The organism is Bacillus sp. 05T22 (assembly GCF_056396765.1).
This window is the reverse complement of the sequence record NZ_JBFTMC010000237.1, coordinates 1-1,565: the sequence shown is the minus strand read 5'-3', so window position 1 is coordinate 1,565 and position 1,565 is coordinate 1. Positions and strand designations below refer to the sequence as shown.

The window sequence follows — 1,565 nt, the reverse complement described above, 5'->3', positions numbered from 1 at the left end:
ACATAAGCGTTGGATATTTCACATGTTTGTCCTGGTTGAAGAGAGTTCATTAAAACCTCCATATCTATCTGGATATACTCTGTACCTTTCTTGATTCTGCCATCTTGAAAATAATCAGGGTTAGGATTTTTTTGATAAATACGTGTATTTGATTTGATACGTGAGATATAATAGGGGTCACCATACATGCCCATAAAGTTAAAATCTCATACCACCCCCAGAACGAAAATTTTGTGCATTTTGCTCGTATTTATTGTTTTGGGATAACTCGTTCTTTTAGCTTGATAGCGATGTGGCGGYCCTCCTATGTGAAAGCATCTTTTATTTATTCTTATAAATATCTATGTATTTCATTATGAAGTGTTTTCACACGCTCTTTATAGAATATGCCTTTATCCTCTATTTTCAGTTGCGCTATAAACAGATTTGCAAGCATTACCGCTGCATCAAGCTGATAAAATAAGCTGACAATACGAGGAATAGATTCAAAGGTATCTTTATTCTTATATCCATCTTTAAATTCATACCAATCAATTTCATTAGTTTCAGCTATCCTCATAAGTTCTAACAGCGGGTGACCAATTAGAGCATTATCCCAATCAACCAACGCCTTAACTTCTCCATTATATCCAATTAGATTTGCTGTTCGAATGTCCATATGTAATAATTTCCTTGCATGATCTGCTTGTTTAAGAATCTGTTCGATTATCAATATATCAGGAAATTTAATATCGCAATGTGTAATTTTATTAAATCCTTCTACTCTTTTTACGAGACGTTCAGCTATATACTTGCTAGATGGTTTTCTAGTCCTATGTTGGTAATTTAAATCTTCAATTGGCATACTGTGGAGCTTGTTAACTACTTCTCCTATTTTGTACGCAGAAATTGGAATATGATCAGTAGCCAGGTAATCTGAAATTAAAAAATCGAGTTCCGTAGAAAGATGCAATCCGTGAATCTCTGGTACTGGAATGTCTTTAGAATTACAAAACTTAGAAAGCTCCGCTTCCTTTTGTAACGAAATTCGACTATTAAACAACTCTTCATTTATATTTTTCACTTCACGTTCCCAAGGTACTCGAAATGCTAAAGGTCCTTTTTCCGAATTCCCTCGGAACACAATGTTTTGTACTCCATTTCCTACTACTTTTAACTCCTGAACAGCCAATTCTTTATATTCTCGATTCAATATAGTTTTTAATTTCGCTCTTAATTCTTCTGTTTTCGAACGTATATTAACCATTTTATCCCCCGATTCGCAAGTTATTTACAACCTGTAATAGCATCTCTGACTAGTCTTCCAGATGTATTTTCCTTCATTTTAATACATTTGTTTTTTCATATTTCCAATCGTAATAAAGCTAGCAAATATTAAGATAGAAAATAAAAGTAGAATATTATTCACTCCCATATGAGTTATTAAAATACCAGTCAATAGAGCAGATGATATCTTAACAAATGATGCTAGAATTGTTCTTAAGCCTATTACCCTGCCAATATATTCTATTGTAGTATTCAACTGTATTAACGTTTGCACAATAATTAAGTGCGACATGGTAAAT

1 protein-coding gene and 2 pseudogenes are annotated in these 1,565 nt (G+C 33.1%); all 3 read right to left on the bottom strand.

Going from position 1 to position 1,565, the window contains the following annotated elements; all coding sequences use genetic code 11:
• Nucleotides 1–173, bottom strand: a pseudogene (locus tag AC1DIT_RS28080) (IS4 family transposase); the annotation flags it as partial.
• Nucleotides 174–331: 158 nt separating this feature from the next.
• Complete coding sequence (locus AC1DIT_RS28075) at nt 332–1,246, bottom strand: phosphotransferase family protein (protein WP_016115608.1); 915 nt, start codon at nt 1,244–1,246, stop codon at nt 332–334.
• A gap of 78 nt (nt 1,247–1,324) precedes the next feature.
• Nucleotides 1,325–1,565, bottom strand: a pseudogene (locus AC1DIT_RS28070) (MFS transporter); the annotation flags it as partial.